At 46.4% G+C, this 26,017-nt stretch carries 24 protein-coding genes; 16 read left to right on the top strand and 8 right to left on the bottom strand.

The window, feature by feature from the left end:
• Positions 1–46: 46 nt before the first annotated feature.
• Positions 47–262 (bottom strand): hypothetical protein, encoded by a 216-nt coding sequence (locus tag DESAL_RS07045; RefSeq protein WP_015851281.1) that lies wholly within the window; start codon positions 260–262, stop codon positions 47–49.
• Positions 263–545: 283 nt separating this feature from the next.
• A complete protein-coding gene (locus DESAL_RS07040) occupies positions 546–1,154 on the bottom strand; it encodes a flavodoxin family protein (RefSeq protein WP_015851280.1) in 609 nt (202 codons plus the stop codon).
• A gap of 207 nt (positions 1,155–1,361) precedes the next feature.
• On the opposite strand from DESAL_RS07040, the gene DESAL_RS07035 reads away from it, so the two are divergent.
• On the top strand, positions 1,362–2,909 hold the full coding sequence (locus DESAL_RS07035; RefSeq protein ID WP_015851279.1) for an NAD(P)/FAD-dependent oxidoreductase: 1,548 nt from the start codon (positions 1,362–1,364) through the stop codon (positions 2,907–2,909).
• A gap of 10 nt (positions 2,910–2,919) precedes the next feature.
• Here DESAL_RS07035 and DESAL_RS07030 read toward each other — a convergent pair whose 3' ends face one another.
• The 5 genes from DESAL_RS07030 to DESAL_RS07010 all read right to left on the bottom strand — a co-directional run bounded on the left by DESAL_RS07030 (position 2,920) and on the right by DESAL_RS07010 (position 8,258).
• A complete protein-coding gene (locus DESAL_RS07030) occupies positions 2,920–3,960 on the bottom strand; it encodes an ABC transporter substrate-binding protein (protein WP_015851278.1) in 1,041 nt (346 codons plus the stop codon).
• Between the two features lie 196 nt (positions 3,961–4,156).
• Entirely contained in the window at positions 4,157–5,002 is an 846-nt protein-coding gene (locus DESAL_RS07025) for a D-amino-acid transaminase (RefSeq protein WP_015851277.1), read from the bottom strand.
• A gap of 34 nt (positions 5,003–5,036) precedes the next feature.
• Entirely contained in the window at positions 5,037–6,005 is a 969-nt protein-coding gene (dgcA, locus tag DESAL_RS07020; RefSeq protein WP_015851276.1) for an N-acetyl-D-Glu racemase DgcA, read from the bottom strand.
• Positions 6,005–7,000, bottom strand: a complete 996-nt coding sequence (gene dgcN, locus DESAL_RS07015; protein WP_015851275.1) for an N-acetyltransferase DgcN — start codon at positions 6,998–7,000, stop codon at positions 6,005–6,007. The genes dgcA and dgcN overlap by 1 nt, the downstream gene beginning before the upstream one ends.
• A 502-nt stretch (positions 7,001–7,502) precedes the next feature.
• Positions 7,503–8,258, bottom strand: coding sequence for a substrate-binding periplasmic protein (locus DESAL_RS07010; RefSeq protein WP_015851274.1), 756 nt, complete (start codon positions 8,256–8,258; stop codon positions 7,503–7,505).
• A gap of 636 nt (positions 8,259–8,894) precedes the next feature.
• Between DESAL_RS07010 and DESAL_RS07005 the strand changes: the two genes are divergently transcribed.
• The 14 genes from DESAL_RS07005 to DESAL_RS06945 all read left to right on the top strand — a co-directional run bounded on the left by DESAL_RS07005 (position 8,895) and on the right by DESAL_RS06945 (position 23,338).
• Positions 8,895–10,127 (top strand): dicarboxylate/amino acid:cation symporter, encoded by a 1,233-nt coding sequence (locus tag DESAL_RS07005; protein WP_015851273.1) that lies wholly within the window; start codon positions 8,895–8,897, stop codon positions 10,125–10,127.
• Positions 10,128–10,535: 408 nt separating this feature from the next.
• Positions 10,536–10,919, top strand: a complete 384-nt coding sequence (locus DESAL_RS07000) for a RidA family protein (protein ID WP_015851272.1) — start codon at positions 10,536–10,538, stop codon at positions 10,917–10,919.
• 20 nt (positions 10,920–10,939) lie between these two features.
• A complete protein-coding gene (gene cuyA, locus DESAL_RS06995) occupies positions 10,940–11,941 on the top strand; it encodes a D-cysteate sulfo-lyase (protein WP_015851271.1) in 1,002 nt (333 codons plus the stop codon).
• 131 nt (positions 11,942–12,072) lie between these two features.
• Entirely contained in the window at positions 12,073–13,068 is a 996-nt protein-coding gene (locus DESAL_RS06990; RefSeq protein ID WP_015851270.1) for a TRAP transporter substrate-binding protein, read from the top strand.
• A 62-nt stretch (positions 13,069–13,130) separates the two neighbouring features.
• Positions 13,131–13,619, top strand: a complete 489-nt coding sequence (locus DESAL_RS06985; protein ID WP_041721723.1) for a TRAP transporter small permease — start codon at positions 13,131–13,133, stop codon at positions 13,617–13,619.
• A gap of 13 nt (positions 13,620–13,632) precedes the next feature.
• On the top strand, positions 13,633–14,913 hold the full coding sequence (locus DESAL_RS06980) for a TRAP transporter large permease (RefSeq protein WP_015851268.1): 1,281 nt from the start codon (positions 13,633–13,635) through the stop codon (positions 14,911–14,913).
• Between the two features lie 59 nt (positions 14,914–14,972).
• A complete protein-coding gene (locus DESAL_RS06975; RefSeq protein WP_015851267.1) occupies positions 14,973–16,202 on the top strand; it encodes a hypothetical protein in 1,230 nt (409 codons plus the stop codon).
• A gap of 242 nt (positions 16,203–16,444) precedes the next feature.
• Positions 16,445–17,113, top strand: a complete 669-nt coding sequence (locus DESAL_RS06970; protein WP_015851266.1) for a GntR family transcriptional regulator — start codon at positions 16,445–16,447, stop codon at positions 17,111–17,113.
• Between the two features lie 221 nt (positions 17,114–17,334).
• On the top strand, positions 17,335–17,802 hold the full coding sequence (locus tag DESAL_RS20030; protein ID WP_081434575.1) for a cytochrome c3 family protein: 468 nt from the start codon (positions 17,335–17,337) through the stop codon (positions 17,800–17,802).
• Between the two features lie 65 nt (positions 17,803–17,867).
• Positions 17,868–18,677 (top strand): DUF169 domain-containing protein, encoded by an 810-nt coding sequence (locus tag DESAL_RS06965; RefSeq protein WP_015851264.1) that lies wholly within the window; start codon positions 17,868–17,870, stop codon positions 18,675–18,677.
• Positions 18,678–19,009: 332 nt separating this feature from the next.
• A complete protein-coding gene (locus DESAL_RS06960) occupies positions 19,010–20,296 on the top strand; it encodes a multiheme c-type cytochrome (RefSeq protein WP_015851263.1) in 1,287 nt (428 codons plus the stop codon).
• 9 nt (positions 20,297–20,305) lie between these two features.
• The gene (locus tag DESAL_RS06955; RefSeq protein WP_015851262.1) at positions 20,306–20,956 is read left to right on the top strand and encodes a cytochrome c3 family protein; all 651 of its coding nucleotides are present in this window, start codon (positions 20,306–20,308) and stop codon (positions 20,954–20,956) included.
• Positions 20,953–21,753, top strand: coding sequence for a formate dehydrogenase subunit gamma (locus DESAL_RS06950; protein WP_015851261.1), 801 nt, complete (start codon positions 20,953–20,955; stop codon positions 21,751–21,753). Before DESAL_RS06955 ends, DESAL_RS06950 begins: the two co-directional genes overlap by 4 nt.
• A 160-nt stretch (positions 21,754–21,913) precedes the next feature.
• Positions 21,914–23,338, top strand: coding sequence for a DNA recombination protein RmuC (locus DESAL_RS06945; protein WP_015851260.1), 1,425 nt, complete (start codon positions 21,914–21,916; stop codon positions 23,336–23,338).
• Positions 23,339–23,580: 242 nt separating this feature from the next.
• On the opposite strand, the gene DESAL_RS06940 is transcribed toward DESAL_RS06945, so the two are convergent.
• The gene (locus DESAL_RS06940) at positions 23,581–23,904 is read right to left on the bottom strand and encodes a DUF805 domain-containing protein (protein WP_015851259.1); all 324 of its coding nucleotides are present in this window, start codon (positions 23,902–23,904) and stop codon (positions 23,581–23,583) included.
• A gap of 455 nt (positions 23,905–24,359) precedes the next feature.
• Between DESAL_RS06940 and hmcA the strand changes: the two genes are divergently transcribed.
• The gene (gene hmcA, locus DESAL_RS06935) at positions 24,360–25,997 is read left to right on the top strand and encodes a sulfate respiration complex hexadecaheme cytochrome HmcA (RefSeq protein ID WP_015851258.1); all 1,638 of its coding nucleotides are present in this window, start codon (positions 24,360–24,362) and stop codon (positions 25,995–25,997) included.
• Positions 25,998–26,017 lie beyond the last annotated feature (20 nt).

Genomic DNA, 26,017 nt, shown 5'->3' with positions numbered 1-26,017 from the left:
CCAGAACGGGGTTTTTGTATTCGAGTTGAATCCAATTCTAATTCAACTAATCCAAATCGAATGCATCTTTTTTGAAAAAACAGTAAAATTCATCATCGTTACGATAAAACTTTGCAATTTTATCCTTTAACAATTTAAAAACACCATTAATTCTTTTTGATTTAACTAAAACATTGTCCTCAACATACTGTTCTGCTTCGGCTACTGCGCTCACAGAAACAAAAAACAACAAAGTAAGTGCAAAATACAATTCAAGTGCCATTTCTTAGCTCCTTTTCAAAAGACGTTGAGAAAAACATACGCCTAAAAGTGACCTCGTCAACTGTTTTTTATTAATTCTTTTTTTCACATTTAAATAAACTTTACGCCTATTTTCACAATCTCAATTTATTTTACATCCTAAAATAATAATTCTGCAATTTTTGAACGCAAAAAGCCGCCACCAGAGTGGTGACGGCTTCATTTTCCTTAAAAACCTGCCTGCAATTGTTCTATTTTTAACAAAAGCAGCAACTATGCCTGAAGGCAACTTACACCTCGATAATCTAAAAACTTAATCGTTTACCAAGCTCTCTGGCCTGCTCCAGAGCATCTTCCATACGGTTGGCTTCGGGGAAAGCAATGGGGTCACCGAGCCCCCGGATTGAGTAAACTTCATCAAATCCAAGATATTTAAAAAACAATGGGTAACGTCCTTGAATATCAGCGTACATATCTTCCATCGCAGCCCCCTGAGAAGTGACAAACACAAATTTAACTCCTCTCTTAAGACGACTATAGCTCCGCATCTTCTCTTCAATTACTCCACCTTCTGGATCGAACCCATCATGAAAATCAGGCGCAAATAGATGATAGAGCCGGTCAATAAATATTTTAGCCTGCCCGCTAACATCTCCAAAATAAACTGGGCTGGCCAACACGAGCACATCGCTTTCGTGTATCTCTTCATAAACAGGCGTAAGATCATCTTGGATGATACAACGCTCAGTTTTCCCTTTGCATGACATGCAACCAAGGCAACCGCTGTTCGTCATTTTAGACAGTTCATACGACTTTATTTCCGCATCTTCAGCAAACCCTTCACACAAAGCATTCACAATAGCATGTGAATTACCTTTTATTCTGGCACTTCCATTGACGACTGTTACTTTCATTTATTTTCTCCTCATACCGACATTTACATGCCTACTTACAATTTAATTACAATTCACAACCGAACTCCATGTAAAAGTGGTAACTTAGTTCTCTCGAAAGACAATCAGCCAAATAGCTGAAAACCATGCCCCGCATAATTTACATTGACTTTAGCAGATCAGTCGGTAGAGGTAGGCGGACTTCAATAATTAAAGAGGGCTGCTGCCATGAAACAGGTAAAAGTACAGATCAAAATCAATCCCGAGCAAATCAATCTTCCCGGTGCCATCCGCAAAGAAGCTCTTAAGGCCGCCGGTCTGCCGGACAATGAAGATATTTCCACACGTGTTCTGCGCCGCTCAATTGACGCGCGCTCCCGCAAACCGCACTTTATCCTGCAAGTTGCTATCGGCGACCCCGAAACCGTGGAACCGCAAAAATCTGTATTCACTCCCCTGCCCTTGAACGGCAAGCAGGTCGTCATTGCCGGGGCCGGACCTGCCGGATATTTTGCAGCACTAACCCTGCTGGAGCAAGGCATTAAGCCTATCATTATTGAACGCGGACGCACCGTGAATGACCGCCGTAAAGACCTGAAAAAGATCTACACTGAAGGACTGGTCAACCCGGACTCCAACTATTGCTTCGGCGAAGGTGGTGCCGGAACCTATTCAGATGGCAAGCTCTACACCCGAGCAACCAAACGAGGCAACGTAGGCCGCATCCTTGACCTGCTCATTGCAAACGGTGCCCCCGGAGACATACGTATTGATGCACACCCGCATCTCGGTTCAAACGTACTGCCGCGTATTGTCAGCAAAATGCGTGATGACATCATCTCCTGTGGAGGCGAAGTACATTTCAACACCCGTGTGGATTCATTTGTTCTTGACGGTGATCGCATGGCCGGAGTTATTGCGGGAGGTAATGAAATCAAAGCTGACGCTGTAATCTTAGCTACCGGACATTCAGCGCGCGACATTTTTTACGCCCTTGCCGATCAGGACATCAGAATTGAAGCAAAACCTTTTGCATTAGGTGTACGTATTGAACACCCCCAACCGCTGATTGATAAAATTTTCTACCATCAGTCACCTCGCCACGAGAACCTTCCCGCAGCAAGCTACCGCATTTCAACTCAAGCGATGGGGCGCGGTGTATTCTCATTCTGCATGTGTCCGGGCGGCTACATTGTCCCGGCATCAACAGCTCCGGGAGAACTGGTCCTGAACGGCATGAGCCTTGCCGCGCGCAATGCTCCTTTTGCTAACGCAGGCTTGGTGGCTGAAGTTAAAATCGAAGATCTGGAAAACCCCGGCGATCCTTTCTGTGCTTTGAAATATCAGGCGGCTGCGGAGAAAAACATGTTCGCCGCCGGAGATGGAGTTACCCAGCAAGCCCCGGCTCAACGGGTCAACGATTTCATTGAAGGACGTATCTCAAAATCAATCCCCAAGACATCATACATTCCCGGAACCTATTCAGCTCCGGTACATGAACTGCTGCCATTTATCCAATCAGAAGCATTGCGCAACGGATTAAAAGCATTGGGTAAAAAATTCAAAGGATTTGACTCAAACGAAGCCAAAGTACTGGCAGTTGAATCTCGCACCAGCTCCCCGGTACGCATCCCGCGTGACCGGGAAACATTGGAGCATGTGCAGATCAAAGGACTCTTCCCGTGCGGAGAAGGGGCAGGATATGCAGGTGGAATTATATCCGCAGCCATGGATGGAGAGAAATGTGCGCAGGCCGCAGCACGAATGATAAGCTAGCCACTCGAGCTCAACGGATTATCTTAATTTGAAATCCCTTCGAGCTCAGCGAATCCGGTATAGTTACATTCCAGCGCTTCATTTCAGGAGCGCTAAAGAGCAATTGCCCCCTTTTACCAATAACGGGGTGAATATTTTCTGTCTTTTCGCCTGTTAAAATTCTTTTAACCATTTTCAGTGCTTCACGGCCCTGAGCAATTCCAGAAAGGACATACCCCCCAATAGCCATACCTTGACCCACAGAAAAATCCCAAAGAGCAAAAACAGGGACAGGGGCATGTTCCGAAGTCCACTTTATGACCTCTGTGCTGGGAATATGATTCCCCTTTTTATCTTTAAAAATATGATAAGTACCGATTATTATACATAAGTATCCGGTATCAGAAGCTGCTTTGACCTTTTCCTGCCAATCACTAAAATCCTGAATAAGTAAAATATCCGCATGTGCTCCGGAAACATTAAAACTCTGCTCCCCCTTAAGGGACTCCTGCACAAAAACCCTTGAACTCAAACTGTCATCCATAAGGACAAGATACTTACCAGCTCCGACAATCTCCGTTAAATAAGCCACAGAACGTTTAACAAGAGGCCTTTCAAAGACTCCTGTGACTCTACGGATATTATCCACGTACCCACGTGCATTACCGTTAATACCTAAAAAAACGACTGGAATGTCACGGTCGACAAGAAATTGACCTAAAGATTTAAGTGCATAATCATCAGTAAGAACAACGACCGATGGTCTTTGCTCAGCCAGAATACTTTTAACAGCCTCAACATTTCGCTCAGCCTGCTCTTTGCTAAGTCTCTTGAAATCAAGATAATGGCAAAAGACATCGGCCTCACCTGAAAGACCTCTTTTTAAAATGCCGTTATGCTCTTTTACCCATTTAAAATCACGATTATAACTATTGACCACAACAACAGTCTTATTTGCTGCAATTGCCAAATCATATGACAAAACTAAAAAGAACAACAAAAGAAAACAGACTAAAGGCTTAAGACTTAACTTAAAACCTAAAAAAATATTATATTTATTTCGTATAAGCATTACTTGAAATGTAACATAGCTTTAACCGATATTACAAGCTACCATCATTACATGTAAAACTATTACAATAAATCCAACCGCAACTTTAAACAAAAACAGGCGGTCCGCCTCAAAAGAAGCGGACCGCCTTTCAGTCAATAAACACAGACGATTGTCTGTTCAGGAGCGTTAACTTCCCCAAGTTACGCAAATATTCTTAACAGGAAGCTTTACGGCTTTCCTCAATATAAACTTCACCAAGACGCTTGCTTACCGGACCGGGGGTACCACCGTTAAGCTCAACGCCATCAACTTCAATAACCGGAGTAACAAAAGAAGTAGCAGCGGTCATAAAAGCTTCAGCAGCATTCTGGGCTTCCTCAATAGTGAAAGGACGCTCTTCAATTTCCATATCCAGTTCTTCAACAATGCGAAGTACGGATTTACGGGTAATTCCGGGCAGAATGGAGTTGGAAAGGTTACGGGTAATAATCTTTCCTTCCTTGGTAACAATGTAGGTATTGTTGGAAGAACCTTCTGTTACGAAGCCATCCTCAACCATCCATGCATCATCCTTACCTTTCTTCTTGGCTTCGGTCTTAACCAGAGAAGCAGCCAGAAGCTGAACGGTCTTAATGTCGCGACGGCCCCAACGGATATCAGGGACGGAAATCACACGCAGACCGGATTTTGCACCGGTAAGTTTCTTAGCTTGAGTAAAAAGAACAACAGTCTGATCAAGACCTTCGGGCATAACGAAATCACGATCAGCAGCCCCGCGGGTAACCTGCAGATAAATAGCACCTTCTTCGAGATTGTTACGCTTAACCATTTCGCGGTGAACTTCGAGAAGTTCTTCAGCGCTCATGGGCATAGACATGCCGATTTCGCCGAGAGAACGCTCCAGACGACCGATATGACCATCCCATTCACAGATTTTTCCATCCACAACAGCAGTTACTTCGTAAATACCGTCAGCAAACAGAAAACCACGGTCAAAAACAGAAACCATTGCCTCTTCTTCAGGTACGTAAGCACCATTTACGTATACAATACGACTCATTTTTTTCACTTATTCCAATATGAGAGATTAACTACTAGCCCCACAAAGAACTCTGTGGGGGAAAGACAAATTTGTCATCGTATTCCAATGGGGATTCCCTGTCTTCTGCCAAAAGTAAAGGCCCGTCAAGATCTACTACATCAGCACCGCTTGCAACCAGCACAGCAGGTGCCATTGCCAGCGAAGAACCGACCATACATCCGACCATAACCTTATAACCCTCAGCTAAAGCAGCTTCACGCAGTTTGATAGCTTCGGTCAAACCTCCGGTCTTGTCCAGCTTGATATTAATCATATCATATTTGCCCTTCAAAGCAGGCAGGGACTCACGGTCATGGCAGGATTCATCAGCACAGACAGGCAGAACTCTTTCAATATCCAGCAGGGCTTCATCATCCGAAGAAGGAAGCGGCTGTTCCACCATTTCCACACCGAGACGAACCAACACAGGAGCCATCTCACGGTAAATGTCAGCAGTCCAACCTTCATTTGCATCCACAATTATGCGGGCATCAGGAGCTCCCCTACGCACAGCTTCAATACGGGCAATATCTTCAATCCCGCCGCCAAGCTTGGTTTTAAGCAGAGGACGGTTTGAATTTTTTGCAGCCTGTTCTTCCATCTTCTCTGGAGTATCGAGGGAAAGTGTATAAGCTGTAACTTCCGGGGTAGATTCGCTGATTCCAGCCAGCTTCCATACCGGAACTCCGGCCTTCTTTGCTTCCAGATCCCAAAGAGCGCAATCCACAGCATTACGCGCCGCCCCGGCAGGAAGTGCAGACTGCAATTCTTCACGGGTAATAGGAGTATTCAAACCTTCGATCTGTGCGGTGACAGAATCAACGGTTTCATTGTAGCGGGCGTAGGGAACGCATTCCCCACGCCCGGTAAAACCGTCTTCTTCGATCTCAACCCGCAGCACAACAGCTTCGGTGCGTGATCCGCGCGCAATAGTAAAAACCTGCGCCAGCGGGAAAACGTCTTTTGTTACCGAGATTTTCATTATCCCAGAGCCTCAATAAGACGTTCTGCACCCTGACGGAAAGGATCAACAGCGGGAATTCCCATCTGTTTTTCTACTTCAGCAAGGTAGGTAAGAGCCTCATCTTCAGACATGTGCTGAGTATTGATAGAGCAGGCCACTGCCTTGCAATCAGGATTAACTACTTTAGCAATAGGCATCACCATTTCGCGAAGCTCTTCAAGGGAAGGCAGGGTGTAATCAGGCAGACCGCGCATGGTTTCGCGAGTAGGTTCGTGGCAAAGAATCAGAGCATCAGGCTGACCGCCATGAATCAGGGCCATAGTTACACCTGAGTAGGATGCATGAAAAAGGCTGCCCTGACCTTCGATGAAATCCCAATGGTCAGCATCATTGTCAGGAGTGATGTATTCCACAGAACCGGCCATAAAATCGGCAATAACCGCATCAAGAGGTACGCCGTTACCTTCGATCAGAATACCAGTCTGACCGGTAGCACGGAAAGTGGACTTACGGCCCTGCTTTTTCATTTCGCGATCCATAGCGAGTGTGGTGTACATTTTACCAACAGAGCAATCGGTACCGACAGCAAGACAACGCTTGCCGCTGCGGTTTTTACCATTTGCAATGGGATACTTAACAGTGGGAATACGAACATCGTGCAAAGAACAGTCATTCTTTTCAGCAGCTTCAACAAGCTCAGGCTGATCACGCAGAAGAGTATGCAGCCCGGATGCGATGTCCATTCCGGCTTCAAGAGCTTCCACAAGAATGGATTTCCAACCTTCTGAGATAATACCGCCACGGTTTACAACACCGATGACAAGAGTCTTAACTCCGGCTTCAGCTGCTTCTTTAATAGAAAGATCCTTAATTCCAAGATCTGCTCCACACTCTTCCATACGAAACTGTCCGGCAACAGCTTCAGGTCTCCAGTCATAAATACCCTGAGCCATTTTTGCAGCCAGAGCATCCGGAGCATCTCCGAGAAAAAGTAAATATGGTGCTTCAAACATTGGTACTACCCCTTTATCATATGTTTTTTATTTGGTCCTGAAGCTAAAACAATTTGCATGCCATATTCTGCTAAAACAAGATAACACCTCAGAATATTGGCAAGTTATTAACCTCAAAACCAAATCCCTCTAAAAAACGCAGGATTTTAACACCCGCAAATGCATAAAATTGTCCAGTCAGAAGTTTTACCAGAGGTTACGTTCAACAAAAACGTTATTTGTTAAATTTAATTCTAAAATTTTATCATTTTTTTAAATTTTATGCGTTTTAAGTCGTAAAACGACAAAATAATTCCGCGGCTATTTTACATAATTGTGCAAAAACTTAAAAATCGTCAGCCTGCCAACAAAAAAAAGGACACTCCGCATGGAATGCCCTACCAGAACACAACTCTCCTCAACCTGAATCAGAAGACGAACAAACGCCATTCAACTTTTATAAATAATTAATTTATATGATCAAACACTATTTAAGCAAGCACACAAAAAAGCCTATTGATTTCTAATGATTTAAATCTCCCAAATATGTTTTGATAATTTTATCCCTCCCACCTTCAGCTATCAAAGAATCGAAAGCGCCTTGAATTCGTCTCACAACATCATCGGGTGTCTCTTTATTGACCGCGATATAGTAACCACCCTGATCAACTAAGACAAAAGCCATTTCTAAATCACTAAACTTATGTGACGTTGACTTCATCCTATGTGCCATTGTCACTTCCGATCCGGGAATGAGATCGATACGATTTAAAAACAATTTAAGGATATTCTGCTTATTCGTTGCAGCCTCATCGTAATTGCAGCCCTGTTCAAATCCACGCGCTTTTAAAATTTCTTCAACTGAACCGCCGCGCAAAACTCCAATTTTATACTTACGTAAATCATCAAACGAATTAACCACGATATGTTTGTTTCTCTTCAAGCGATATAAAACTATTTTTCTGGGAAAGAGCGGCCCCACCCACTTGAACATTTTTTCACGCTGTTCCGTACGACTGGTTGTAAATAGAATGGTAGCTTTATTACTCAGTGTTTCTTTATAAGCACGCTTCCAAGGCTTAATGTTCAGAGAATAATCAAAACCAGCCCTGGCAAGAGTCTGTACTACAAGGTCAGCACTTAGGCCTACCACCCTACCATCTGATTCATAACTGTAAGGAGGCCAATCCTCAGTAAGCACAGTCAGCCGATCACCTGCAAAAGCTGAAACAATACTCATAAAATAAAGAGCCAACCCAAAACAGAACACCCTTTTCATACCGCACTTACCCTTGATGTTAAATTCCGAATAAAGGTATGCATATCTGATTATTTAAAATTCAACAATATTTAAACCTTATTCATTATTGCCTCTAAGGTAACCCATTAGAATTAACAGCCACCAACTTTTTCCTACCCTGCACAACGCCATCAAAGTCGTATTATTTTACCCTGAAGCAACACTCTCGTTATTCAAAAAATCCTTCACAAAGAACGAAAAGAGACACTCAACACACAAGAAAAGTATATTTTACTGATTAAAATAAAGCCCTTTTATTTCAGTGAATAACAACAATTAGACCCTAGTTCGATTGTGAATATTCTCACATTTCAATTGACAAACCCTAAATCCAAACATAAAAAGCAAACATCAATTTCCATAATGTCGACATTTGACAGTCGCCATTCGCCATTAAGACAGAGCAAAAGTGAGAAGGAGTATTTTTCGGTCGATCATTGCGATCACCACAAACCGCACAATCAGTGCGGAACTTTACAACAGGCAGCCCTTTAATTCTCGGTCTTACAAATTTCTATTACGCCGAAAATTAAACAACACCTTAATCCTTTTCCGCCAAAATCATAATTGACGGACATGAGGATGTAGCCAAACCTAAACTCTCAGGAGGAGACAATGAAACTTTACCACAAAATATTACTAGGACTCATACTTGGAATAATTGCAGGATTAGTCTTAGGTGATAAGGCAGCATACTTAAAACCGATAGGCGACATTTTTATTCGCTGCCTCAGAGTTATTGTTGTCCCCCTGATCCTCTCTACATTGATTACCGGAGTCGTTAGTACCGGAGACGTCCGTAATTTAGGAAAACTGGGATTCAGGACGGTTGCGTATTTCATGGGAACAACAACCGTAGCAGTTGTTATCGGGCTTATTGTTGCCAACTTTGTGCAGCCCGGCACAGGACTTTCCCTCGGAGAAATTGCTGCAATTCAGCGCCCTGAGACTGTAGGACCGATGGAAATGATCGTAAGCATGTTTCCGATCAACCCCATGGAAGCCCTTGCAAAAGGACGCGTGTTACAGATCATCGTGTTCGCACTTCTCTTCGGAGCAGGACTTTCAATGACCGGCGAAGCTGGAGAGCCTGTTAAAAAATTCTTTGAAGGCATTGCCGAAGTTATGTTCAAAGTGTCTGACATTGTAATTAGCTTTGCTCCTTATGGCGTATTTGCTCTGATTGCATGGACTACCGGCAAATTCGGTCTTGATATCCTTATGCCCATGGCTAAACTGATCGCGGCCACCTTCCTTGCATGTGCTGCTCACATCTTATTCACATACACAGGCTTGATTGCCCTGATCGCTCGCGTCTCCCCCATGGACTTTCTCAAAAAAGTAATGGAACCAGCCCTCGTAGGTCTTTCCACCTGTAGCGCGGCAGCAGCATTCCCCTTTTCCATGCGTGCCCAGAAACAGCTTGGAGTTCCTAAAAAAGTCTTCGGCTTCACCATGCCTATGGCTCTGACTATCAACATGGACGGTACTGCATTGTACCAGTCTGTGGCAGCGATGTTCGTTGCAAATGCATTTGGCATTGAGTTAACCCTCACTCAGCAGGCAACCATTGTCCTCACTGCCGTACTCGCTTCCATCGGCACAGCCAGCATTCCCGGCGGCGGATTAATCATGCTGACCATGGTTCTCGAATCTGTAGGACTTCCGCTGGAAGGAATTGCAATCGTAGCAGGTATCGACAGAATCCTTGATATGTTCAGAACTACCACCAACATTTTCGGCGACAACTCTGCCGGTGTTGTTGTCGCTTCCCTCGGAGGCGAACTGGACCGCGAAGTTGCAGCCACAAGCCTTGACCAGCTTGAAGAAGCTGAAGCTCACAAATAGACCCAAGAAATCAATCACAACAAAACAAATCCCCATAAAGGCTAAAATTGAGCTTTTATGGGGATTTGTTTCACTTAGCATTCATGAATACATTCATGAACAATTGTATTTTTGTCATTTTCTTTAAAATATATATAACTATCCAGACCAAGAGAACAACGCAAAAGCCCTCCGATAGACACTTTTTTCCCTAACTCTCATTTCAATTTTTCAAACTTTTTTAATCATAAAAATATCAATATTTCATACATTTATTGCAAACCAACACATCTAACTTGTGAAATCCAGCACATTTCTGTTGACAGCCGAGATGTCGACATATAGAAAATACTCACGTTTTCAAAATGTCGACATTAGACAGTCGTCATTTAAACAAATCAATTGAATTTCAAATGGAGAAAATTCAAGATGAGCAAAACCATCATCGACACTTCTAATGCTCCTGCCGCAATCGGCCCCTACTCCCAGGCTGTGGCCGCTGGCGACTTTCTCTTTACTTCCGGTGCACTGCCCATTGATCCGGCAACCGGAAAAATGGTCGAAGGCAGCATCGAAGACCGTGCCCACCAGGTATTTAAAAACCTGAGCGCGATTGCAGAAGAGGCAGGCACCTCTCTGGACAATGCTGTCAAAACCACCGTTTACCTCGCTGACATCGCTGACTTTCAGGCAGTGAACGGCGTGTATGGTGAATATTTTAACAAGCCCTTCCCTGCCCGCAGCGCCTTTCAGGTGGCAGCACTGCCCCTCGGCTCGGACATCGAAGTTGAAGCAATTATCAACCTTAAATAATTAAATAGAGGAAAAAAACTATGAACCTCGCTAAATTTCCCCGTCGCGGCTATGTTAAAAACCCCACACCCATCGAAGCAGCTCCGGCTTTCTCCGAAGCGCTCGGCGGCAAAGTAAACATCTTTATCAAGCGCGACGACCTGCTCCCCGGTTGTGCTGGCGGTAACAAAACCCGCAAGCTCGACTTCTGCATCGCTGACGCAATCGAAAAAGGTGCTGACACCATCATCACCTGCGGTGCTGTTCAGTCCAACCATGCACGTCTGACCCTCTCCTGGGCAGTTAAAGAAGGTATGGACTGCCACCTCGTTCTCGAAGAGCGCGTAAAGGGCAGCTACAAGCCTGAAGCTTCCGGTAACAACTTCCTGTTCCAGCTCATGGGCGTTAAATCCATCGATGTAGTTCCCGGCGGTTCTGACATGATGGGCGAAATGGAAAAACTGGCAGCAAAACTGGAAGCTGAAGGTAAAAAACCTTACATCATCCCCGGCGGCGCATCCAACACCATCGGTGCAACCGGTTACGTAGCATGCGCAGAAGAAACCCTGCAGCAGCTCTTCGAAATGGGTCTTAAAATTGACCACATGGTTGTTCCTTCCGGTTCCGCAGGCACCCACGCAGGTGTTGTTGTAGGTATGCACGGCTGCAACGCCAACATCCCCGTATCCGGTGTTAACGTAAGCCGTCCCAAAGACGTACAGGAAGGCATCGTTCACAAACTGGCAGTAGAAACTGCTGAGCGCGTTGGCGTTAAAGGCGGTATCCCCTCTGAAGCAGTTGAGTGTTTCGACTCTTACGTCGGCCCCGGCTACTCCCTGCCCACCGATTCTATGGTTGAAGCAGTTAAACTGCTTGCTTCCACCGAAGGTATCCTGCTTGACCCCGTATACTCCGGTAAAGCAATGGCAGGTCTCGTAGACCTCGTCCGCAAAGGACACTTCCCCGAAGGTTCCAACGTTCTCTTCCTGCATACCGGCGGCTCCCCGGCTCTCTATGCATATCTGGACACCTTCCGCGACTAATTAATAAACAAGGCCCGCGCTTTTTTCAGTGCGGGCCTTTAGATAATGGCTTAAGGTTATTAGGTATAAGGTTCTGAAATGAGAAGCGGCACGACTCTTGTTGAATCGCTTCCGTAAAAGAGGAGAAATCAATGTCTCGTATTTCCGCAATGCTGATCGCTCTCGTGGCTGTTCTGGTTCTGTCCACCGCCGCGTTTGCAGGTCCCACTGTAATTAAACTGGCCCACCCCAACGTCCCCCAGCACCCCATGGGTCAGGCTTTTGAAAAATTCAAAGAACTCGTTGAAACCCGCACCGACGGTAAGTTCCGCGTCGACATCTACGACAGCTCCAAATTCGGTAACTTCGACGCAGTTGTACAGGGCCTGCAGTTCAACATGTTGCAGATGGGTTCCGCTTCCACTCCGAACCTTGCTCCTTTCTCCGATGATTTCCTGATCTTCGACCTGCCTTTTCTGTTCCCCACTTACGAGTCTGCGGACCTGATCACCGATGGTCCTATCGGCATGACCGCTGCAAAAGCACTGGAAAAAACCGGTATCATCGGCCTCGGTTACATTGAAATCGGTTTCCGTAACCTTTGGAACAACCAGCGCACCGTAAAAACTCTCGAAGATGCTAAGGGCCTCAAAATCCGCTCTACTCCTTCTAAAGCGCACATCGCCACCCTGAAAGGTCTCGGCATCAACCCCACTCCTATTTCCTGGGGTGAAGTATACACCGCCCTGCAGCAAAAGACTGTTGACGGCATCGATATCGACCTCAACCTTGCATGGCACAACAACTTCCCCGAAGTTAACAACAACCTTACTATTGTTAACTCCCTTTACTCCCCCCACCTCGTAATGATGTCCAAACGTTTCCTCGATTCCCTCGATGATGCAGACAAAGTTACCATCCTCGAAGCTTTCGAAGAAGCAAAACTGTACGAACGCAAGCTCATCCGTGACGGTGAAAAAGAAATCATGGCTAAACTGGCCGACAAAGGTGTGACCGTTTACACTCTCACTCCTGAAGAACGTGCTCGCTGGGCAGAAGCCACCAAAGGCGTATACAACCAGTTTGAAAAACGTATCGGTAAAGACCTGATTGAAAGAGCTAAAGCTACTATTGCAGCTGGTAAATAAAACATACAGCGGCCACTGGAACAAACTTCCCGGTGGCCGCTGTTCAAAAAAGCGTGAGCGCCATGAGTAAAAATTTATTCGATAAAGTCGAAGGGGTCGTATCATCTACCTGTCTCGCAGGCATGGCCCTGATCATCGCAGTTCAGGTCTTCATGCGCTACGTCCTGCAAAGTTCGCTGGACTGGTCTGAAGAACTGGCCCGCTACCTCTTCATCTGGTCCGTCTATGTCGGTTGCAGCTATGCGACTCAAAAAGACCGCCACCTGGAAGTAACCATTCTCCGCAGCTTCGGCCCGAACATAGCCAAATATGTAACTCTGGCGGCCTACATCTGCACCATCGGATTCTGTGTATGCACCTCTGTCTGGGGTTTCCAGATGGCTGATTTTCTCGCTGGCACCGGGCAGAAGACCCCGGCCCTTGAAATCCAGATGTACTGGGTATTCCTCAGTGTTCCCGTCGGCATGGGCCTCATGGCCATCCGCACCGCACAGCGTGTGCTCTCCATTATCCGGGGTGATATTAAATTCGCCTCCCCGGTGGAAAAATAGAAGGTTTATATAAATGGATACCGCAATAGTCCTTACATTTCTTGCACTCGCATCGTTCCTGTTCCTGAGCGTACCTATTGGTGTCGCCATCGGAATGAGCGTTATCGTGGGTATCTGGGCAGGCGACATGCTGCCCTACGAATTCCTGATTCAAAAAATGGTCACATCTCTTGATGTATTCCCGCTCATGGCTGTCCCGTTCTTTATTATGGCGGGTGAGATCATGCAGAAGGGTAGTATGGCCCAACGCCTGCTGACCGTTTCTAAAAGCCTTGTCGGTCATATTACCGGCGGAATGGCTCACATTTCCATCCTAACCAGCATGTTCTACGGAGCATTGTCCGGTTCAGCACCTGCAACCGTTGCGGCTGTTGGCGGAATCATGGTCCCCTCCATGAAAAAAGAAGGCTATAGCACCTCCTTCTCTACTGCCGTCAACACCGCAGCGGGTTGTCTGGGCGTTATGATTCCACCCAGTGTACCGCTGATCATTTACGGTACCACAGCCGGTGTTTCTGTCGGTGACCTGTTCATCGCAGGTGTCATTCCCGGTATTTTCGTTGGTATCTGCCTCATGATCTGCAGCTACATCCTTTCCAAGAAACACGGCTACACCGGCTCCGGTGAGCGCGCCACCTTCAAGGAAATCATGACTGCACTCAAGGATTCCATTGTAGCACTCATGGTACCACTCATCGTTCTCGGCGGTATCTACGGTGGACTGACCACCCCCACCGAAGCTGGTGTTATCGCTGTACTCTACGCCTTTGTTGCCGAAGGTCTCGTACTGCGCACTCTGAGCTGGAAAAAGGTAACCGAGATCTTCAAAGGTACAGCGCTGACCACTGCATCCATCTTCTTAGTGGTTGCCACAGCGACAGCGCTCGGTCAGATCCTGCTCTTCTACAATGTACCCGATATGCTCGTAAAATTCCTCGTTGGAGTTTCTGACAACAAGTACGTTCTTATCCCGATCATTCTGGTTTTCCTGCTGATCATGGGTACCTTCATGGACGCACTGGCAAACATCCTCATCCTGACCCCGCTGCTCCTGCCTGTGGTTAAGGTTCTGGGCATGAACCCGATTCACTTCGGTATTGTCATGATCGTCTGTGCTTCCATGGGCTTCCTGACTCCTCCAGTTGGTGTAAACCTCTTCGTAGGTTGCAGCATCGGTAACATCAGCATTGAAAAACTCAGTGCCGCTGTTATGCCCTTCCTGTTCACGATGATTCTGGCACTCCTCGCCATTGTCTTCTTCCCGCCCATGGCACTCTGGCTGCCCGGGCTGTAATAATACTTTGCCCGCCGTCACCCTCCAGGCGGCGGGCAACCTTTTTCGGAGCAAAACGCATGCAGATTACTCCCAATCCTGAAGGAAAAAGCATCCTCGGCATTTCCGGCCATGCCGGAGTCGGTCATGTGCACAGCCATTGCGGTTTTGTACAAGATGATTCCGCCGGGTTCGCCACAGCAATTGAAATCATCAAGAAAGCCTACCCCGCTGATACCACCATTGCCGAAGTCAATGTAAATATATTTTCCGGTGAAGTGACCGTAACCACCAAAGACGGCGGCACAGGCAAAGCAACCGCCCGTCGGGGATTCACTCCCCATGAAGCAAAGCTTTTGGCAGCTGCAAAAAACTTGGATGCAACATATAGTCAGTCATGCGCATTTCAGGTATTCGGCCGCATCTATGGACAGGGAGTACTCGAAGGTCCGGTAGCCTTTCAGTCCGCCTGCTGCCTTGCAGTCATGGACACCTTTGAAAAAAAATTTCCCGGCAGCTTTATTCGCGGCAATGAAGACATGCCCAATAAAATTGGCGGCTGCATCGGTACCCGCCTGCTGATTAACGAAACCCCGGTTTCCATACTGGCGCTTGTGAATGCCAATGAAGGTGGCCTCGGTCCGGATGAAGACCTTGAAGGCAACATAGCTCTCGGCGATAAAGGCCGCGCAATGAAAGACCTCGACCTTGACCGCTTGCCAACCATCATCCTTGAGAGTAAAGCCTACGTTCCTTCCATATGTGAAGGGGTTGATCATGACCGTATGTGGGTGCGAATCAACGCTGAGTCAGACAACCAATACGTTTATGAAGCTCTGCTTTCCGGTATTGAAGCAGCTGGACTGCCACATCTCAGTTCAGACACCGCCTACCCCCGTCATACAGGGGAACTAAAAGGCGCAGTGCAAGCCCTTGGCAGACGCATCACTGAGATCGGCAACAACTTTACTTCGGCGGAAACATCCGCAGAAAAAGTAAAACTCATCAGCGAGTTGGCATTGCTAGTAAGCCAAGATGCGGGCGGTGTAACCTTCATGAGTGCACACATGCATGATCAGGTAGGTGGTGGGGGCATAATGCCCGGAACCAGCGCAGTTCTTTCTATGGTAGTATCGGAAGATTACATCAAAGAATGGAAAATTCCGGCATTCACAACTGTAGACTCTGCCAAATACATGGATGTCATCATAAATGCCCTGCCTAGGCTGGCGGCAAATGCCGAAAAAGCGCAGACGCAATTGGAAGAACGCTTTTCATTCAACGAAGCTGAACACGAATTTTTGTTTTAATAGATTGTGCAGCCCCTACAGGCAGGCCTTCCGTTTGGTTGGCCTGTTCCTGTTTGCAAACAACTAACATTCGGGATTGTATTATTTTTTCTCCAGAGATTTAAGCGTGCTTGGAAATATGTTTCCGAAAGCATTCGTGCTGGTAAGACTCGACAACCCATAAACTTCACGATATCTAAATGACACAAATTTTTGATAGAATACTTGCAGACACGCGCGACCCTTTCAGTACTGGAGATTCCATGGACGGCATCAAAAAGCTAACTTATAGCGAACAAGTCGCTGAATACATTAAGCAATCCATCCTCGAAGGGGAATTATCCCCCGGAGATCAGGTCAAAGAAGTGCTGTTGGCTGAAAAACTGGGAATCAGCCGCGCTCCCATCCGCGAAGCATTGCAGATTCTCGCCCGTGAAGGACTCATCAAGTCCGAGCCGCAAAAAGGCAAACACGTATCCGCACTCACTGCCAAGCAGATCATGGACAGCTATTTCACAGGGGGAGTACTTGAAGCCGCCGCGGTAACACAGGCCCTGCCCCTCTACACTGATGAAGATATTTCCAATCTCGAACAGATCGTGGAACAGATGCGTGAGGTTGCAGAATCCGGCAAGGATCATGAATCACTGACCAAGCTGGATACCACATTCCACAACATTCTCTTTTCCCGCATAGATAATGAACTTCTTATAGAGCTCTGCCGACGCTCCTGTCAGGGAATCTCCAAGTTCCTGCTCTACAAGCGCTGGATAAACCTCTACACCCCTCAACAAGTCTACGAGCGCCACCTGGTTATTCTGGAAGCCCTCAAATCAGGTCGTCCTTCCAGACTCGAAAAGACTATCCGCAAGCACTACACCGATTCCGGTAAGCGCATGTCCAAGTATGGAGTAGATGTCCATAAGGGATAAATTTGTCTAGTTGATTGAAGTTTTCAAGTATTGAAAAGGGTTAGCTCCTGTTGGGAGCTAACCCTTTTTTCGTTTAATACCTTTTTCATCATTACAGCCATGTAATTTTCACGCAATCCACACGAAAGCTATCTCGCCCAAGATCAGAACCAACCAGATAATTCGTTCTGGTATGAATTTGCACTTTCTGTAGCTAAAGAGATAACGGCATTCCCCCATAAATGCACAAACCATGGCAGTACCTCATGAAGAAGAAAAGTATCATAATCATTGTTTCGTTAGCAGCATTGAGTCTCTGGATTGGGCATGTGATGAGCTCCCCCAATGATGACTCTTCAAAAGACTTCATCACACCTTACAACTCGACAAACTTTCACGATGGAGTCTCCTTCTCGCATCAGGAACATGCAGAAGAGGGAATCGACTGTTTTACTTGCCATCATACCGATCAGAACAAAGAAGAGATACAAGCTTGTCGCACCTGTCATAACGATACAAGCGAACAAGCCATTAATGATCCGGAAGGATACTACCAGGCATGGCACAGCAAAACTTCAAAACAATCCTGCGTAGGTTGCCACCAAACCGTTAAAGACGACATTGCCCCCAAAACATGTAAATCCTGCCACCTTGGACATGAACGCGAGGATAGACACTCGCGTCACGATGACCGGAAATACAGGTCTTAAAACCCCACCAGCCCGCTTAAAATATACTCAAAAAACCAACACCCACCATCAAATAGGAGAAGGACATGAAAAGTATTATTGAGGCTCACTTGAAGCCGAAACTCCACCCTGTTGCACTGCTCCGTTCAGACGTCCGCCCAGACGAAAACCTGCAACCCAAAATGGGGAAATATGTCTGTATTATGACTATGTTCGCACAAGTCAGCGCGCATGGTAAAACAGCAGTGTTTGATCGTAACACATACGGTTGCCCCGGTGCTTCAGCCGGACTGGGTTTCGGCTCTGTTTACCCATCAGCAATGGGCGGCCTTGATACATTCGAAGCCTTTTTCTCTAAAGGCATCTACTCCGCCAAAAACCCGGAAGCATATCAGCAAATGATCGACAACGCTCCCAAGCATATGGTTAATAAACTTACAGTAGGCGAAAAATTCCACGCTACACCGGAAAAAGCCCATCGCTGGATGACTGAAGAACTTCCCTTGTACAATTTCAAAGAGAAATACCGAATATTAAAACCTCTTTCCCAAGTTAGTGAAGAAGAAACACCTGAATCAATAATTTTTGTTGTAAATCCGCTCCAACTCTCAGCCCTCATTACTCTTGCCGGGTCAATCCACGATGGACTGATGGATATTATGGCTCCGCAGGGAGCAGCCTGCCAGATGATAGGAGCATACGTTTTTCAGCAGGCGGAATCCCCCCAGCCACGTCCGGTCCTCGGACTTACCGATCTTGCTGCCCGCAAACATGTCCGCAAGACGCTTCCTCAAGACACCCTTACTTTATCAATGCCTTGGAAACTATATCTCCAATATGAAAATGCAGCAGAAGATGGAATATTTTCATCCCCGCTCTGGGAAGATATGCTGTAGAAAATAAGGAGGAGTTAATGGTGTAAGTTCTGGAAGAAATGGATTTCAAAAACGGGTTAACCATTTTCTTATTGCTCATTCTAAATATAAAAAAACACTCGACAACAAAGAAGGGCTGGCGTCTCCACGCTAGCCCTTCTTCTTTTTTCCCTTCTCCAGCTCTATCCCAATATTTTACACTTTATTTATGTATAGCTGTGTTTATTTCTGCATTTGTGTTAATGTATCACCATTAAAATTTTTTTAAAAAAACCATTATAGCACTCTTTACTCAGTTAAAACGTTGGATTGAAAAGATAAATCTTTAATTTATTTCAACCAAGGAGATGAGTATGCGAAAAACGTGTTTCATTCATGTTTGCGTTGCCCTGCTAGCTCTGCTCGCGAGCGGATGTTCTTCAGGTGAATCGGTCAATGTTGCTAAAATCACCTCTCAACCTAAAGCTTTTGTAGGTTCGGAAAACTGTAAAACCTGTCATCTTGAACATTATGATTCATGGAAAATAACCAACCACAGCCGGATGGCTCAAGATGTAACCAAAAACAAGGATGCCTTCATTGTAGATATCAACCATAAAGTCATTATGGCTGATTTTAAAAAACTTGAAGAAAAGGGTAAGCTTAAAATGCCCTTGGACAAAATATATTTCCCGAAGAAAGATGAAATTAAATATACACTCGGCAACGAGTGGAAGCAGCGTTACATTGTTGAAAAAGATGGCGTACTTTATATCTCGCCAATCCAGTTTAATACTGAAACGGGACGCTGGGTAAATTATCACGACAATGATTGGGACAAACGCCCTTGGCTGCTCAAGTGTGGTGGCTGCCACACCACCGGCGTAAAACTTGATAAAAATGATCCTTCCAAAGGAACATTCTCTGAGCCCGGAGTAGGCTGTGAAGCCTGTCATGGTGCTGGCTCCTGGCATGCCGCATTGCCTAAAACAGCTCTCTTTGAAAAACGTGAAACCATCATCAACCCAGCCAAATTGCCCCGCGGAACAGCTGTACAAATTTGTGGAAGCTGTCACAACAGAGGAAAATCAACAATGCAAAAAGGTGCTAGCTGGGCAGTCGGATATACTCCCGGCAAAGCTCTTGAACCTTTTTATGTCTCAACCTCTTACGCAAGCGGCGATAAGAAACATGTCTACCCTAATGAATTTTCAAAGGCCCACCATCAACAGTATATTGACTGGCTCAAGTCTGAACACCGCAGAGAAGGTGTAACTTGTACATCCTGTCACTCTGTGCATGAACTGGGGATGCCCGCAACACGCTTTCAGACCAAGGCCGCCGGGTCTGCATCATGCCTGACCTGCCATAAGCAACAAAACAGTAATATGGCTCATTCCATTCATTCCTTTGCGAATTGTGTAGGTTGTCATATGCCACGCATCGCCAAGAGTGCGGAATCAGCTGATATTCACAGTCATGTCTTTAAGACATTGCTGCCTTCTGAAACAATCAATAATCCTGAAAATCCCAACTCCTGTCAGACATGTCACCGCCATAAGGATGATAATCTGGTCGAGTTGCAGAAAAGATTTGAAGAGCTAGCCTCCATGCCTGCACCGCAGGGCAAGGTAATGCAGCCGGTGAATGTATATAAATAGGGGGCACTCATGCAAAGATTTGCACTCTATATGGCCCTGATTATTGCGGGTTTATCCCTTTCGCAGCCGTGTGCAGCGCAGGAAGAACTTGCAGGAGCTGACCGATACAAGCTTCGGGAAGCAAGTACGGGCTATTATCAGCAATACGAAGTCAAACCCGGACGAGGCAGCCCTTTCAGGCAATGGAACTCACCTTCCGGGGTGATCAGCACAGGGGGCCGCGGCTCTGATGCATCCTATCAGGCAGACGCGCATGCTTTGGTAAAGAACTATGCACACCAGTCATGCGAAAATTGTCATAAGGTCGAAGCGCGTAATAATCGCCATACCACCCGAAACAATATCAGTTGCCGTCAATGTCACGGCAGCGATCCCATTGCGGGGGTAAATTATTATTACTCACCTCTGAACCCCATCCGCAGGCATGCCTATGTCTGCGCCAAGTGTCACGAGGGAGCAAGCGCTTCTTTTGCAATGTTCGTTGTGCACGAACCATCACCGATTATGGCCGGAACCGCTGAAAGTTTCCCCGCTCTATTCTGGGCTGTATGGATCATGCTGGCAATTGCTGTCGGAACGTTCGCAATATTCCTGCCCCATACCGGACTTTGGATGCTACGCGAACTATTCACCCGTAAACGCAAAGGGGGTGACAAATGAGGATTGTAAGATTCACCCCGACACAAAAGCTGTTCCACATCCTGCTGATGTGTTCCTTTCTGGTGCAGGCCGTCACCGGCACAGCCAGAATGTACATTGAAACAGCATGGGGAAAAATGCTTGCGCAACCATTGGGAGGCTATGAAGGATGCCTTGTGATACACAAATACATAGGACTATTCATGCTTTTCCTTTTTGTGTGCCATATTGCATATGTACTGTTTATCTCCTTTACTAAGAAGCTGCATGCCGGAGATACCCTCTGGATGCAAGGCAGGGATTTGAAACAGTTCTTCAGTCATTTGCGCTGGATGTTCGGCGGTAAAGCCCCTAGTTTTGAACGCTGGGGATATTGGGAGAAATTTGACTACTGGGCAGTGTTTTGGGGCATGACAATACTCGGAATAACCGGCCTTATGCTTTATTCACCCCTTGAAACCACGGCGTTATTCGAGGGCTGGACTCTCAATGTAGCCTTATGGATACATCGTATCGAGGCAGGACTTGCCATGCTGCATGTATTCATCATCCATTTTGCGGTTGCCCATTTGCGACGGCACAATTTCCCTATGGACCAGTCAATGTTTGCTGGTGATGCAAATCTCAAATTAACAATAGAGGAACGCCCCGCTTGGATATCTCGCTTAGTGGTTAGCGGGAAGCTTGAAGGGATGACCTCCGAAGACGTTCCCGTAACCCGAAGAGCCCTATCATATGTGATCGGACTCAGCGCAGTTGCGATCGGTATCTATCTGGTTGTAGGAGGCCTGATGAATTTTTATCAGGTCAGCTGGTAAAAGACTAATACTCAAAAGCCCCGGAACAACACGTTCTCGGGGCTTTTGAATTTTGACAGACTGAATCACCCCCTCCCCGCACACTATATTAATGAAAAGACATATGCTATCGAGCACACGGATTTAAACTCGACTACTAATTCTGAAATGTGAGGTTCCAGTGTTCTCCCTGCCATCCTTTGAAATGATTGGAAATGAATATGTTTTACTGGGCATTTTTTTTGCCGGACTTGTGCTTGGGATGATTATCTCCGCCGTTATCGGCAAAAGACGACTGGCGGAAGAAAAAGAAAAAGTTGAAGGACTCCAGGATCACCTTCAAGAGCAGCTCCAGCTTGGTGCCAGACTTGAAGAACAGGCGACACAGTTACCGGAACTTAAAAAAGAACTGGCACAGCAACGAGCGCAAAAACATAAGCTGACCACGGCTTACTCCAACCTGTACGGCAAATACAAAGCGACCAAAGCCAATCTTGATAATGAGAAAAAACAAGGACAGGAAAAACTGACTTTACTTCAAGAAGCCAAGGAAGAACTCTCCGATAAATTCAAAAGTCTAGCCGGAGAAATTCTAGAAGAAAAGTCCAAAAAATTCACTGACCAAAACGCCACCAATATCAAACAGATACTTGCTCCTCTGGGCGTGAAAATACATGAATTTCAGGAACAGGTTGAAAAGGCTTATTTTCAGGAGGGCAAGGACAGATCCGAATTGGCTGCACAGGTTAAGCAGCTGATGAATCTCAACCGTCAGCTATCCGATGATGCCCACAACCTGACCAAGGCTTTAAAAGGGCAATCCAAGACGCGTGGAGATTGGGGAGAGCTTATTCTTGAGCGGGTCCTTGAAGCATCAGGGCTGCGCAAAGATCATGAATATACGGTGCAGGTCAGTCATACCCGTCAGGACGGAACCAGAGTGCAACCTGACGTTGTTATCCACCTCCCGGAAGAAAAACATCTGGTAGTGGATTCCAAAGTCTCGCTGACCGATTACCTGAAATATACTGAGGCTGAAGACGAAACAAAGCGCGAGGTCGCTTTAAAAGGACACATCAACTCCATCAAAGCCCACCTTAAGGGATTATCGACAAAAAACTATCAGGATTTATACGGCATCAAATCGCCGGATTTCGTGATCATGTTCGTCCCAATTGAACCGGCCTTTGCGCTGGCGATTTCCAATGATGTTGCCCTGTGGCAGGAAGCCTGGAATAAGAACGTGCTTATCGTCAGCCCCAGCACCCTGCTTTTTGTAATTAGAACCGTAGCCCACATTTGGCGGCAAGAACGGCAGAATCAAAATGCACAGGAAATCGCCAATCGCGGTGCAATTCTTTACGATAAATTTAGAAATTTCGTAGACGATCTGGAAAAAGTCGGTGAACGAATCCGCCAGACTCAGGATTCATACGAGAAAGCCCGCACCAAGCTTTGCAACGGTTCCGGCAACCTCATACGACAGGCTGAAATGCTGAAAGAATTGGGAGTAAAGCCCAAACGCTCCATAAAAAAGGATTTGACCGAGGAAGCACTGGGCAGCGATGAATTTCAAATGCTGACAGAAGGAGAAAAGGACGGCTAGGAGGGTAGCCGCCCTTTCCATGGGGCATTTTCATCAAGGGAGTGATGACATGTGATTCTTTTCTGCTTCTGGGTATGTTATGCAAATTTGCTGAAAAGATAGCGAGGGTTAAAATTTTGTTTTTCACCCTACCCTTTGCGGCAAAGAAACAAACCTAAAGAAAAAGGTCCTGAAACTTAAAGTTTCAGGACCTTTTTCTTTAAATTTACCAGCACTTAGACTTGAAAGACATCAATCCATACTCAGTCCTTTTTCAGGCAGATAAACAACAGATAAATCCATCCTAACACGGGAATCAAAGCCAACAGCAGCAGTTTTGGACTACGGCCCAGAGCGTTCATCCTGCGGACCAAAAGAGACACGCAAGACAGGGAAGTTCCGACCACAAAAAGCCCACTCACAGTATTGACTACCTTGAGCGCAAAAGGATGCTCAATAGCAAAGCCCAAAAAGAGCAGAACTGCAATTACGCCACAATGACAGAGGACAAAATGTATAAATTCCCTGCGGCTGGCATTACCGTTAAAATCATTAAACTTTTTAAGTATTTCAAAATAATATTTCATTCTATATTCAAACGCTCCCCGGCATTTATGCCGTTTTTCTCCGCTGCTTTTTCGGGGCAAATTGATTTTGTGTCAAGGATTTTCAAATTTCGGTCAGGTAGAAATCCGATCATTTTGACAATTTTATTGCGTCAGTAAAAGTTAATGATTTTCATAATTTCAGACCATAAAAGTGAAGAATTACCAACCCCAACTTTTTGCAAACACCCCTTGACGGAAGGTAGATTAATAACATACCTATCGAGCAGGTATAAAAACCTATCTATTGAGGAGGTATTAATACCAACCCGATGGATGGGAAATGAGGCGCACCGGAACGGTTAGACAAATTATTCTGCAAAACGGCTTTCCACGGAGGAATAAAAGCTGTGAATAGTTATAAAAAACCGGCCGGAGCAACAAAGGTCTGGAGTAAGAGGCTCCAGGACCAATTGCATTGAGAGGGGATCCATATCATGGCAAACGGAAAGAAACTATTGCGATTGTCCGGTATCCTGATCGTCCTGGCCGGGGTGCTCGGCTTCCATATGGAAGCACTGAGCATGGTCGGAACCCCCCAGGAAAACGGCAACAAGCGTCCTGATCTGATCATGATCGACACTATTGCCGCTCAGGAAGAACTGGAACTGCCTGCCGTTGCGTTTCTCCATGAAACACACGCTAAGGCGGTGGCCGAGCAAGGCAAAGACTGTACTGCCTGCCACCAGAAAAACGAGGAAACCGTATCCTACAAGTTCAAAAGACTTGAGAACGGCACTCCTGAACAGCTTAAAGAAATTTACCACAACGGTTGTATCAGCTGTCATGCTGCCGACGCCAAGGCCGGAAAGAAAACCGGACCTCAGGTTGGTGAATGTCGCAGCTGTCACGTTGCTGAACCTGAAATCACAGCAGAGCGTGCTCCCGCTGGCATGGAGAACATTCTCCACTACCGCCACTGGGATTCCAAGCTCATCGCTAAAGATGCAGGTCAGGACACCAACTGTGGAGCCTGTCACCACGTATACAACAAGCTTGATAAGAAGCTTGAATACGTAAAAGGACAGGAAGAAAATTGTGGCGTATGTCATACCGCCAAGCCCACCGGCGATGTTAAGCTCAAAACTTCTGAAGCTTACCACGGCCAGTGTGTATCCTGTCACCTTGAAATGAAAGCTGCCAAGGCTGAAAAGACCGGTCCTGTCGACTGTGCCGGTTGTCACGGCCTGAATCAGGCTGCTGACCTCAAGGAAGACAACGCTGCTGTTCTGCAGAAAATGGGCGGCAAGCTTCCTCGCCTGCCCAGAAACCAGCCTGATGCTGTTCTGCTTACCGCTCCGGTACAGGACAACGTTGCTGTAAAAGCAACCATGGCTGGTGTAGCTTTTAATCATAAAGCTCACGAAGATTACACTGACTCCTGTAGCTCCTGCCACCACGAAACCATGAATAAGTCATGCTCCTCATGTCACACCGTTCGTGGTTCCAAGGATGGCGGATTCGTTACTCTTGACAAGGCCATGCACAAGGCCGACAGCACCAGATCCTGTGTGGGCTGTCACGCCGTTAAGCAGAAAGACCCGAATTGTGCAGGTTGTCATGAACTCATGCCTAAGAATGTAATCCAGTCCAAGGAAACCTGCGCCGTTTGTCATAACGGCCCCGCTTCCACCTCCAGCGAGCCCGTCGAGATGGATGCCTCCGCCAAGGCAGCCATTGCGTCCAAGCTGATTGTGGAGCGTCCTACCTCCCCGGTACTGGTTGCTGAAAAGGACATTCCCGAATTCGTGACCATCAACGTCCTCGAAAATGAATACAAAGCCAGCAAGCTGCCCCACCGTAAGATCATCATGAGCATGGTCGACAAGATGAAGGGTGATAATATGGCTAACGCTTTCCACAGCACACCGCTTACCGTGTGTGGAAGCTGCCACCACAACAGCCCTGCAAGCGCGACTCCGCCGAGCTGCGCAAGCTGTCACGGCGGTAAAGTTCAGGACGGACGTCCGGCCCTCAAGGCTGCTTACCATGTTCAGTGCATGACCTGTCATGACGCTATGAACATTGAGAAGCCTGCTTCAACTGACTGCACCGCATGTCACGCGAAGAAATAGTAACGGATAGCCTGAAGGAG

This window comes from Maridesulfovibrio salexigens DSM 2638, from assembly GCF_000023445.1.
Lineage (GTDB): Bacteria > Desulfobacterota > Desulfovibrionia > Desulfovibrionales > Desulfovibrionaceae > Maridesulfovibrio > Maridesulfovibrio salexigens.
This window is presented reverse-complemented; position numbering and strand designations above follow the sequence as displayed.

Bases quoted from the DNA above. Each gene is read 5' to 3' on its own strand.
- cuyA (WP_015851271.1), top strand. From the start codon at position 10,940: ATGAACCTCGCTAAATTTCCCCGTCGCGGCTATGTTAAAAACCCCACA.
- hmcA (WP_015851258.1), top strand. From the start codon at position 24,360: ATGGCAAACGGAAAGAAACTATTGCGATTGTCCGGTATCCTGATCGTC.
- DESAL_RS07045 (WP_015851281.1), bottom strand. From the start codon at position 262: ATGGCACTTGAATTGTATTTTGCACTTACTTTGTTGTTTTTTGTTTCT.
- DESAL_RS07040 (WP_015851280.1), bottom strand. From the start codon at position 1,154: ATGAAAGTAACAGTCGTCAATGGAAGTGCCAGAATAAAAGGTAATTCA.
- DESAL_RS06955 (WP_015851262.1), top strand. From the start codon at position 20,306: ATGCAAAGATTTGCACTCTATATGGCCCTGATTATTGCGGGTTTATCC.
- DESAL_RS07035 (WP_015851279.1), top strand. From the start codon at position 1,362: ATGAAACAGGTAAAAGTACAGATCAAAATCAATCCCGAGCAAATCAAT.
- DESAL_RS06980 (WP_015851268.1), top strand. From the start codon at position 13,633: ATGGATACCGCAATAGTCCTTACATTTCTTGCACTCGCATCGTTCCTG.
- DESAL_RS07010 (WP_015851274.1), bottom strand. From the start codon at position 8,258: ATGAAAAGGGTGTTCTGTTTTGGGTTGGCTCTTTATTTTATGAGTATT.
- DESAL_RS07025 (WP_015851277.1), bottom strand. From the start codon at position 5,002: ATGAGTCGTATTGTATACGTAAATGGTGCTTACGTACCTGAAGAAGAG.
- dgcA (WP_015851276.1), bottom strand. From the start codon at position 6,005: ATGAAAATCTCGGTAACAAAAGACGTTTTCCCGCTGGCGCAGGTTTTT.
- DESAL_RS06965 (WP_015851264.1), top strand. From the start codon at position 17,868: ATGAAAAGTATTATTGAGGCTCACTTGAAGCCGAAACTCCACCCTGTT.
- DESAL_RS06990 (WP_015851270.1), top strand. From the start codon at position 12,073: ATGTCTCGTATTTCCGCAATGCTGATCGCTCTCGTGGCTGTTCTGGTT.
- DESAL_RS06975 (WP_015851267.1), top strand. From the start codon at position 14,973: ATGCAGATTACTCCCAATCCTGAAGGAAAAAGCATCCTCGGCATTTCC.
- dgcN (WP_015851275.1), bottom strand. From the start codon at position 7,000: ATGTTTGAAGCACCATATTTACTTTTTCTCGGAGATGCTCCGGATGCT.
- DESAL_RS06960 (WP_015851263.1), top strand. From the start codon at position 19,010: ATGCGAAAAACGTGTTTCATTCATGTTTGCGTTGCCCTGCTAGCTCTG.
- DESAL_RS07005 (WP_015851273.1), top strand. From the start codon at position 8,895: ATGAAACTTTACCACAAAATATTACTAGGACTCATACTTGGAATAATT.
- DESAL_RS06950 (WP_015851261.1), top strand. From the start codon at position 20,953: ATGAGGATTGTAAGATTCACCCCGACACAAAAGCTGTTCCACATCCTG.
- DESAL_RS06940 (WP_015851259.1), bottom strand. From the start codon at position 23,904: ATGAAATATTATTTTGAAATACTTAAAAAGTTTAATGATTTTAACGGT.
- DESAL_RS07030 (WP_015851278.1), bottom strand. From the start codon at position 3,960: ATGCTTATACGAAATAAATATAATATTTTTTTAGGTTTTAAGTTAAGT.
- DESAL_RS07000 (WP_015851272.1), top strand. From the start codon at position 10,536: ATGAGCAAAACCATCATCGACACTTCTAATGCTCCTGCCGCAATCGGC.
- DESAL_RS20030 (WP_081434575.1), top strand. From the start codon at position 17,335: ATGCACAAACCATGGCAGTACCTCATGAAGAAGAAAAGTATCATAATC.
- DESAL_RS06970 (WP_015851266.1), top strand. From the start codon at position 16,445: ATGGACGGCATCAAAAAGCTAACTTATAGCGAACAAGTCGCTGAATAC.
- DESAL_RS06985 (WP_041721723.1), top strand. From the start codon at position 13,131: ATGAGTAAAAATTTATTCGATAAAGTCGAAGGGGTCGTATCATCTACC.